This window comes from Stenotrophomonas sp. STK17_22, assembly GCF_051983905.1.
In the GTDB taxonomy this organism is placed as follows: Bacteria; Pseudomonadota; Gammaproteobacteria; order Xanthomonadales; family Xanthomonadaceae; genus Stenotrophomonas; species Stenotrophomonas maltophilia_A.
In genome coordinates, this window is the sequence record NZ_CP197010.1 from 3,596,846 (window position 1) to 3,605,795 (window position 8,950).

An 8,950-nucleotide genomic window follows, 5' to 3' on the forward strand; every position below is an offset into this window, starting at 1 on the left:
CTCCCGCATCGGCTGTGCTGCAATGACGGCTCCCCGGCATGGAGCTGTGCATGAAGACCCTTGGCCTGATCGGCGGCATGAGCTGGGAAAGCTCGGCGCAGTATTATCGGCTCATCAACGAGGACGTGCGGCAGCGCCTCGGTGGCGCACATTCGGCGCAGCTGCTGCTGTGGTCGGTGGATTTCGCTGGCATCAAGCAGCTGCAGCATGACGGCGACTGGAATGCGCTGGGCGACCATATGACCGACGCTGCACGGCGCCTGCAGGCCGGTGGCGCCGATCTGCTGTTGATCTGCACCAACACCATGCACAAGCTGGCCGACCGCATCGAGGCGGTCTGCCCACTGCCGCTGCTGCATATCGCCGATCCCACCGCCCAGGCCATCGTGCAGGCAGGCGCACGCAAGGTGGGCCTGCTCGGTACCGCCTTCACCATGGAACAGGACTTCTACCGCGGCCGGCTGCAGGATCGCTTCGGATTGGAGGTGCTGGTTCCCGAAGCCGATGATCGTCGCAGCGTGCACGACATCATCTACCAGGAACTGATCGCCGGTGTGGTCAGCGAGCACTCACGACAGGTCTACGCCGGCGTGATCGCGAGACTGGTGGCGCGCGGTGCCGAAGCCATCATCCTGGGCTGTACCGAGATCATGCTGCTGGTACGACCGGAAGACAGCGCAGTGCCGCTGTTCGATACCACTGCACTGCACGCACGGGCTGCGGTGGACGCGGCGCTGGCCTGAATCGATGCGCGCCGGAGCGCGGAATCAGTCCGCGCCCTGCACTTCCAGCGCGGTGATGAGCCACTCGATCACCGCCTGTGAATCGCACAGGAAAAAGATGGCATCGCCGGAGCGCGCCTCGGTAAGCAGGCGATAGACCGTGATCGCCACCGCCGACTGGTTGGCGATGAACACTTCCGGGCTGCGCGGCCCCTCGCTGTGGCCGGCAACCGCGTGCAGCGCCTTGCGTGCGGCCACGGTCGCTGCCGGGTCCGCGCTGCGGGTCAGTTCCGGCCCGCGCAGGCCCCAGGCAATGAACACATGCTTGCCCTTGAACGTAGTGTCCAGGACCCGCACCTCGGCGCCGCCTGCGTCGGCCGAGCGATGAATGACGGTACTGCTGATCAACGCAACCCCCTGTGGTCGTCGTGGTCCGCGCATCCTCCTCCACGCGCCGGCCGCATGCCAGTGACAACAGCCACAGGCTGTGCCGACCGGCGTGGGAGACATGTAAGAGGGTGTAAACCGATGCGATCGGATGTGCAGCGATGATACGGGATGTAAGCCTCTGCATGGGCCCGCGCGTACTACTAAACCGCCACTGAGCCATCTTCGGAACGAAGCGTTCCGGCAGCCCCGGACTGGGCCATTCTTGCCGCCCCATCCCCACCGAGCCTGCACATGTCCCATCGCCTGCTGCTGACGATCACCGGCACCTCCCTTGCGCTGCTGCTGGCCACCACCACCGTGGCCGCACAGGACTACGACACCGATCACATTCCGGCGCTGCGCTGCGAATCGCAGTTCAACAAGACCGCGCAATGCCCGATCGAAGGCCCCATGCGCCTGGCCAGGCAACTGTCGGTGACCCGGTGCGTGGAGAACCAGAACTGGGGCCAGAGCCGCCGCACGTTGTGGGTGACCGACGGCTGCCGCGCCGAGTTCGTCGCTGACGGCTATGGGCGCGGACGCTGGCCGGGCCGCGGCAGGGACCGTGACGATGATGGCGAGCGCCTGGTCTGCGAGTCCTACGAAAAGAAGGACAAGGAATGCCGTATCCGTGTGCGCCACGAGGTGCGCCTGATCAAGCAGAAGTCGGTGACGGCCTGCGTCGAGGACCAGAACTGGGGCTGGGACCGCCGCGGCGTGTGGGTCAGCGACGGCTGCCGGGCCGAGTTCCGCGTGTATTGACTGCCGAGCACGCGCTGGCTGCGGCGGGTGCGGCTGCGCCTGCGGCAGAGCCGATAGACTGAGCCCTCCTGTCAGGAGCCCGACCATGCCCGCTGCGACTGCGCTGCGCCTCCGCGACGCGACGCCCGCCGATGCCTCCGCGCTGATCGCACTCGACAGCGTGGCGGCAAGCGACCCTCGACGGGCGGAACAGATTGGCGAGTGGTTGGCGCGGGGCAACGTGCATGTTGCCGAGCAGGAGCGCGAGATCGTTGGCTACATGACCCTCCATGAGCACTTCTTCGGCGAAGGCTTCGTCGAAATGCTGATGGTCGCGCGCGAGCGGCGCAGCCAGGGCGTCGGCGCCGCACTGCTGCGGCACGCGATCGCAGAGCGTGGACAGCGCAAGCTGTTCACCTCGACCAATGCCTCCAACATCGCCATGCAGCGCCTGCTCGTTGCATCGGGCTTCATCGACAGCGGCATCGTGCATGGACTGGATGACGGCGACCCGGAGCTGATCTACCGCTTTGCCGGCAGCTGATCGAGATACGCGGTCACCTTGGTGTCCAGCAGATCCATCAGCACGGGATCCATGCAGCGATAGTCGTCCGGGATATCCAGGCAATGCAGGCGCTTGTGTTCCAGCAGGCGCGCGTATGCGGCCTGCAGTCGATGCTGATGCTTGGCCTCCATCACGAAGATGACATCGGCCCAGCGGATGTCCGCCGGGCCGATGGGGCGTCGTGCATGCGGGCTGGTGCCGGCCGACAGCGCAGTGAAGCCGGGCCGCCGTCGCCACATGGCTTCGGCGGTCGGGCTGCGCAGCTGGTTGCGGCTGCAGACGAACAGCAGGTTGATCATTCCTGTTCCTGCAGTTGGCGGGCGCTGAGCACCGGATAGGTGAAGCCCAGCTGGCGTGCGCGCGCGAGCTTGGCATCGCGCGTGTACAGCAGCTTCCAGTTCTTCTCGGGCTTGTAGCTATAGGCGGTCGTGGCGCGGTCGCCACCACGGTTGCGCGCCTGGCTGCGACGCCAGGCACGGTTTCTTGCAGATTCCATGATGTGTTCTCGTGAGTACCGGGTTCAGCAGCCGCGGTAGTACGAGTGGCGCGCAGCATACACCGCACGCACAAAAAAGCCCACGCATCGCTGCGCAGGCTTCTTGATTCATCACAGTGGTCGGGACGGCCGGATTCGAACCGACGACCCTCTGCCCCCCAGGCAGATGCGCTACCAGGCTGCGCTACGCCCCGACTGATGCTGCGATGTGCCCGCCAGTGCGGCGGGCCGTGAAGTATAGCGGATTACGATGGAAATGGGATCAGCGGCGCAACAACTGCAGCACTTCTTCCAGCTCCATGCGCACCTGCTTGATGATCTGGTTGCTCAGCGCCGATTCCTCGCGGGCATCGGGACCGTCCAGACGCAGGCGTGCACCACCGATGGTGTAGCCCTGTTCGTACAGCAGGCTGCGGATCTGCCGCACCATCAGCACGTCGTGGCGCTGGTAGTAGCGGCGGTTGCCTCGGCGCTTGGCCGGCTCAAGGCTGGGAAACTCGGTTTCCCAGTAGCGCAGGACGTGCGGCTTGACGTCGCACAGCTCGCTGACTTCACCGATGGTGAAGTAGCGCTTGGCCGGGATCGGCGGTAGTTCGCGGTTACTGCCCGGATCCAGCATAAGCTTCCACCCTCTCCTTGAGCTTCTGGCCCGGACGGAAGGTGACCACCGTACGGGCGGAAATCGGAATTTCCTCGCCGGTCTTGGGGTTGCGACCCGGGCGCTGGTTCTTGCGCCGCAGATCGAAATTACCGAAGCCCGACAGCTTCACCTGACGTCCCTGTTCCAATGCTTCACGCAGCACATCGAAAAACGCGTCGACGAATTCCTTGGCTTCCCGCTTGTTCAGACCGACTTCGTCGAACAGCTTTTCCGCCATCTCCGCCTTGGTCAATGCCATTGCCTGCTACCCCCGAGTGCTGCCCGCTCAGCCGCGGATCCGGGCGTGATGTTCACGCTCGATGGCAGTGACCGCCTCGGCCACCACCGCATCCACGTCGCGGTCCGTCAGAGTGCGCGACTTGTCCTGCAAAATCAAGCCCATAGCGAGACTCTTGAATCCCGGCTCGACGCCCTGGCCGACGTAGCGGTCGAACAGGTTCAGGTCGCGCAGCAGCGGGCCAGCGGCCTGGCGGACGGTGGCCGCGAGATCGGCCCAGGCCACCTGTTCAGGCACCAGGAATGCCAGGTCGCGACGCACTGCCGGGAAGCGCGACAGTTCGCCGGCACGCGGCAGGCGGCGGGCGGTCAGCGGCTCCAGGTCCAGTTCGAAGGCATAGACGTCGGCTTCGATCTCCATTGCCTTGGCCAGGCGCGGGTGGATCTGGCCGATCCAGCCGATCGCCACGCCATCGCGGAACACCTCGGCCGAACGGGCCGGGTGGCCGTAGGGGCGGGCCGACGGGCGGAACTCCAGTACCGCACCACTGGCAGCGGCCAGCGACTCCAGGTCGCCCTTCAGGTCATGGAAATCGACCTTGCGGGCCGGCAGGCCCCACTGCAGTGCCTGTGCATCGCCACAGACCGCAGCGGCCACGCGCGGGGTTTCCAGCGGCGCCGGCCGGCCGTCGCCGGCCCGCTGGGCGAACACGCGGCCCAACTCGAACAGGCGCACGCGGCCGATCTGGCGGGCGGCGTTGCGGCCCAACGTGGCGACCAGGCCTGGCAGCAGCGACGGGCGCATCACCGCCAGTTCGGCCGACAGCGGGTTGGCCAGCGGTACCAGGCCGTCGCGCAGCTGCCACTGGCTCAGCAGCGCATCGTCGACGAAAGCGAAATTGACGGTTTCCTGCTGGTCACGGGCGATCAGCTGGCGGCGCACGCTCAGCGCGTCCAGCTGGGTCTCGCTCGGCATCGCCACGCGCGAGGCGCCGCCCGGCAGCGTGGTCGGGATCTGCTCGTAACCGTGGATGCGGGCCAGCTCTTCGATCAGGTCTTCTTCGATGGCGATGTCGAAGCGGCGGCTCGGCGCCGTGACATGCCAGCCGTCGGCGGTGGCAACCACGTCCATGCCCAGCGCGCGCAGGATGCGCTCGACTTCCGCATCTTCGATGGTGATGCCGAGCACGCGGGTGATGCGGGCGCGGCGCAGCACGATGGTTGCCGGCTGCGGCAGATCGGCCTCACGCACGGCCTCGGTGACCGGCGCCGGGGTGCCGCCGGCCAAGTCCAGCACCAGGCGGGTGGCGTACTCGATGGCGGTACGCGGCAGTGCCGGGTCGACACCGCGCTCGAAGCGGTGGCCGGCATCGGTGTGCAGGCCCAGCTTGCGGCCACGGCCCATGATCGCGGCCGGCGCGAAATGCGCGGCCTCCAGGAACACGGCAGTGGTGGCGTCGGTGACACGGGTGTCGAAGCCGCCCATCAGGCCGGCCAGGCCGACCGCACGATCGGCGTCGGTGACCACCAGGAAGCTGTCGTCCAGCGCGGCATCGCGGCCGTCCAGCAGCTTCAGGCTCTCGCCGGCACGCGAACGGCGCACGGCGATGCTGCCCTGCAGGGTGCCGAGGTCGTACGCGTGCATCGGCTGGCCGAGCTCGAGCATCACGTACTGGGTGATGTCGACCAGCAGCGAAACCGGGCGCACACCGCTGCGGCGCAGGCGTTCGGCCATCCACAACGGCGTCTTGGCAGCGGCGTTGACACCTTCGATGACACGGCCCAGGTAACGCGGTGCTTCGGCGCCGGCGTCGAGCTGGATGGCCAGCTCACGGCTGCCAATGGCGGGAATCGTCTCGGCGGTGAAATCCAGCACGTCGCTGCGGGTGGCCGCGGCGACGTCGTAGGCGATACCGCGCAGGCTGAAGCAGTCGGCGCGGTTCGGGGTCAGCTTGATCTCGATGCTGGCGTCCGGCAGGCCCAGGTACTCGACCAGAGCCTGGCCGACCGGTGCGTCATCCGGCAGCTCCAGCAGGCCGGAGGCATCGTTGTCCAGGCCCAGCTCCTTGGCCGAGCACAGCATGCCGTTGGACTCGACACCGCGCAGCTTGGCCGGCTTGATCTTCAGCTCGCCAATCTGCGCGCCGACCATCGCCAGCGGCGCAACCAGGCCCGGACGTGCGTTCGGTGCGCCGCACACGATCTGCAGCAGCTCGCCCTGCCCGGCATCGACCTTGCACACCTGCAGGCGGTCGGCTTCCGGATGGCGTACGGCGTCGACGATGCGCGCCACGACCACGTGCTCGAGGCCTTCGCCCAGCGCGGTCACGTCTTCCACTTCCAGGCCGATGGCGGTCAGCACCGCACTCAGTTCATCGCGCGAAGCACGGGTCGGGACGTGGCTGCGCAGCCAGTTTTCGGAGAATTTCATGGTGTCACCCTGGTGGGCCCGGCGCATGCGCCTGGGCCTGCGAATTTAGAAGCAGTCGAGCAAGCTCGACTCTACGGACCGGCGCTTACGCGAACTGCTTGAGGAAGCGCACATCGTTCTCGAAGAACGCGCGCAGATCGTTGACGCCGTAACGCAACATCGCAAAGCGCTCCACGCCCATGCCGAAGGCAAAGCCGGTGTAGCGCTCCGGATCGATGCCGACGTTGCGCAGCACGTTCGGATGGACCATGCCGCAGCCGAGCACTTCCAGCCAGCGGGTGCTGCCATCGGGCTGCTGCCAGGCGATGTCCACTTCCGCGCCCGGTTCAACAAACGGGAAGTAGCTGGGACGGAAGCGCATCTCGAAGTCGCGCTCGAAGAAGGCGCGCACGAACTCGGCCAGCGTGCCCTTCAGGTCGGCGAAGGTCGAATGCTCGTCCACCAGCAGGCCTTCCACCTGGTGGAACATCGGCGAATGGGTCTGGTCGCTGTCGCTGCGGTACACCTTGCCGGCGGCGATCATGCGCAGCGGCGGCGCGTGGTCGCCCATGTAGCGCACCTGCACACCGGAGGTATGCGTGCGCAGCAGGCGGCCGTCACCGAAGTAGAAGGTGTCGTGCATGGCACGCGCCGGGTGGTGCGGCGGGAAGTTCAGCGCCTCGAAGTTGTGCCAGTCATCCTCGATCTCCGGCCCTTCCGACAGCTCGTAGCCCAGCCGGCCGAAGATGCCGGTGATGCGCTCCAGGGTGCGGGTGATCGGATGCAGGCCGGCGCGGTCGCCATTGCGGCCCGGCAGGGTGATGTCGATGGCTTCGGCGGCCAGGCGCGCATCCAGTGCCGCGTCTTCCAGCAGCGCCTTGCGCTCGCCCAGCGCGCGGGTCAGCGCGTCGCGGGCCTGGTTGATCGCTTCACCGGCGGCCTTGCGCTCGTCGGCCGGCAGGGCGCCGAGCTGCTTGAGCTGCGAGGTGATGCTGCCACTCTTGCCAAGCAGGGCCACGCGCAGCTGTTCCAGCACGTCGGGGCTCTGTGCGGCGGCCACATCGGCCAGCGCCTGGGTGGTGAGGGATTGGATGTCGCTCATGGGGGGCCGGAACTCCAGTCGATCTGCCATCGCGATGCGCGAAGGGCCGACCCCTGTCGCCACCGCCGTCCCCGCGCTGCCGTCATGGCCTCGCCGGGACCCAAAAAAAGAATGGGGAAGGACTTGCGCCCTTCCCCATGCATTGCCTTGACCTGACACCGTTCCGAGCGAACGGTTACGGCATCGGGAAGGACTTATGCCGCCAGCGCGCCCTTGGCCTTTTCGGCCAGCGCGGTAAAGCCGGCTGCGTCGTGCACGGCGATGTCAGCCAGGACCTTGCGATCCAGGGTGATGCCGGCCTTCAGCAGACCGTTCATGAAGCGGCTGTAGCTCAGGCCGTTGATGCGGGCAGCCGCATTGATACGGGTGATCCACAGCGAACGGAAGTTGCGCTTCTTCTGCTTACGGCCGATGTAGGCGTACTGCTGTGCCTTGATGACCGCCTGCTTGGCGACGCGGAAGACCTTGCGACGGGCGTTGTAATAGCCCTTGGCGAGATCCAGAATCTTCTTGTGGCGGCGACGCGCCTGTACGCCACGCTTAACTCGTGCCATTTTTCAGTTCCTCAGAGGTAAGGGAGCATGCGGTCCAGACGGCCTGCGTCTTCTGCACGGACATGGCCCGTCTGACGCAGATTACGCTTACGCTTGGTCGCTTTCTTCGTGAGGATGTGGCTACGGTTGGCGTGGCCGCACTTGTACTTGCCCGAGGCGGTCTTGCGGAAACGCTTGGCCGCTGCCCGGTTGGTCTTGATCTTGGGCATTGCAATGTCCTTGATGGGATATGACCCTGGTTTCTGACTGATCTGGCGGCGGCCTGGGCCGCTCTTTCCGTCCTGCCATGATCGGCGTACGACCCGTCCTGGGTGGGTCGAGCCGGGCATGATACAGGCAAAACCGCCCTGCCACCAGCCCCTGCAACCCGTTTACCGGCACTGCACCGGCCTGCCGCAAAAGACAAAGGGACGCCGACGGCGTCCCTTTACCCTGAACCATTCAGCCAGCCGCCCCGGAAGGCGGCCCGTCAGGCCTCAGGTCTTCTTCTTCGGCGCGATCATCATGACCATCTGACGCCCTTCCAGGCGCGGACGGGATTCAATGACGATGTCCTCGCCCAGATCGGTCTCGATCCGGTTGGCCATTTCGCGGCCCAGTTCCTGGTGGCTCATTTCACGGCCACGGAAACGGATGTTGACCTTGATCTTGTCACCATCCTCGAGGAACCCGCGCATCTTGCGCAGCTTGATCTGGTAGTCGCCCTCGTCCGTGACCGGACGGAACTTCACTTCCTTGATCTCGACCTGCTTGGTCTTCTTCTTGGCCTCGCTGGCCTTCTTCTGCGCTTCGAACTTGAACTTGCCGAAGTCCATGATCTTGCAGACCGGCGGATCAGCCTGCGGCTGGATTTCGACCAGGTCCAGGCCTTCATCTTCGGCCATGGACAGCGCTTCGTCGCGCGACAACACGCCGATCATTTCTCCGTCACTGCCGATCACGCGGACGCGCGGCACACGGATTTCCTGATTCTTGCGGTTCTGTTTGTTGTCAGGGGTGCTGATATTACGTTCTCCCAAGGGTATCGAACCGGTCCGGGTGCCTGTGCCCCCCG

At 66.0% G+C, this 8,950-nt stretch carries 13 protein-coding genes and 1 tRNA gene; 3 read left to right on the plus strand and 11 right to left on the minus strand.

All coding sequences use genetic code 11. The features are described from left to right. The first annotated feature begins 50 nt into the window (after positions 1-50). A complete protein-coding gene (locus ACSYS9_RS16885) occupies positions 51-743 on the plus strand; it encodes an aspartate/glutamate racemase family protein (RefSeq protein ID WP_032128663.1) in 693 nt (230 codons plus the stop codon). Between the two features lie 24 nt (positions 744-767). Here the strand turns inward: ACSYS9_RS16885 and ACSYS9_RS16890 are convergent, their stop codons facing one another. Next, positions 768-1,163, minus strand: a complete 396-nt coding sequence (locus ACSYS9_RS16890; protein ID WP_071229147.1) for a hypothetical protein — start codon at positions 1,161-1,163, stop codon at positions 768-770. 240 nt (positions 1,164-1,403) lie between these two features. Between ACSYS9_RS16890 and ACSYS9_RS16895 the strand changes: the two genes are divergently transcribed. After that, complete coding sequence (locus ACSYS9_RS16895) at positions 1,404-1,913, plus strand: DUF3011 domain-containing protein (protein ID WP_071229146.1); 510 nt, start codon at positions 1,404-1,406, stop codon at positions 1,911-1,913. An 85-nt stretch (positions 1,914-1,998) separates the two neighbouring features. Continuing rightward, complete coding sequence (locus tag ACSYS9_RS16900; protein ID WP_071229145.1) at positions 1,999-2,436, plus strand: GNAT family N-acetyltransferase; 438 nt, start codon at positions 1,999-2,001, stop codon at positions 2,434-2,436. Here the strand turns inward: ACSYS9_RS16900 and ACSYS9_RS16905 are convergent. The 10 genes from ACSYS9_RS16905 to infC form a co-directional block, all read right to left on the minus strand. Further along, a complete protein-coding gene (locus tag ACSYS9_RS16905; protein WP_032128660.1) occupies positions 2,415-2,756 on the minus strand; it encodes a low molecular weight protein tyrosine phosphatase family protein in 342 nt (113 codons plus the stop codon). The two genes, ACSYS9_RS16900 and ACSYS9_RS16905, sit on opposite strands and share 22 nt — an antisense overlap. Beyond that, on the minus strand, positions 2,753-2,953 hold the full coding sequence (locus tag ACSYS9_RS16910; protein WP_014037933.1) for a hypothetical protein: 201 nt from the start codon (positions 2,951-2,953) through the stop codon (positions 2,753-2,755). Before ACSYS9_RS16910 ends, ACSYS9_RS16905 begins: the two co-directional genes overlap by 4 nt. Positions 2,954-3,070: 117 nt before the next feature. Next, positions 3,071-3,147: transfer RNA gene (locus tag ACSYS9_RS16915), tRNA-Pro, on the minus strand. Between the two features lie 68 nt (positions 3,148-3,215). Continuing rightward, positions 3,216-3,572, minus strand: a complete 357-nt coding sequence (locus tag ACSYS9_RS16920; RefSeq protein WP_005410431.1) for a MerR family transcriptional regulator — start codon at positions 3,570-3,572, stop codon at positions 3,216-3,218. Further along, complete coding sequence (locus tag ACSYS9_RS16925) at positions 3,553-3,852, minus strand: integration host factor subunit alpha (RefSeq protein ID WP_005410432.1); 300 nt, start codon at positions 3,850-3,852, stop codon at positions 3,553-3,555. The genes ACSYS9_RS16920 and ACSYS9_RS16925 overlap by 20 nt, the downstream gene beginning before the upstream one ends. 27 nt (positions 3,853-3,879) lie before the next feature. Then, the gene (gene pheT, locus ACSYS9_RS16930; protein ID WP_071229153.1) at positions 3,880-6,261 is read right to left on the minus strand and encodes a phenylalanine--tRNA ligase subunit beta; all 2,382 of its coding nucleotides are present in this window, start codon (positions 6,259-6,261) and stop codon (positions 3,880-3,882) included. Between the two features lie 85 nt (positions 6,262-6,346). Then, positions 6,347-7,342, minus strand: coding sequence for a phenylalanine--tRNA ligase subunit alpha (locus ACSYS9_RS16935; RefSeq protein WP_005417865.1), 996 nt, complete (start codon positions 7,340-7,342; stop codon positions 6,347-6,349). Positions 7,343-7,536: 194 nt separating this feature from the next. Then, entirely contained in the window at positions 7,537-7,896 is a 360-nt protein-coding gene (rplT, locus tag ACSYS9_RS16940; RefSeq protein WP_006380762.1) for a 50S ribosomal protein L20, read from the minus strand. An 11-nt stretch (positions 7,897-7,907) separates the two neighbouring features. After that, positions 7,908-8,105 carry a 50S ribosomal protein L35 gene (rpmI, locus tag ACSYS9_RS16945; RefSeq protein ID WP_005410436.1) on the minus strand — a complete coding sequence of 66 codons (198 nt, stop codon included), beginning with the start codon at positions 8,103-8,105 and terminating at the stop codon, positions 7,908-7,910. A 267-nt stretch (positions 8,106-8,372) separates the two neighbouring features. Continuing rightward, positions 8,373-8,915, minus strand: a complete 543-nt coding sequence (infC, locus tag ACSYS9_RS16950; RefSeq protein WP_005410437.1) for a translation initiation factor IF-3 — start codon at positions 8,913-8,915, stop codon at positions 8,373-8,375. Between the last annotated feature and the right edge of the window lie 35 nt (positions 8,916-8,950).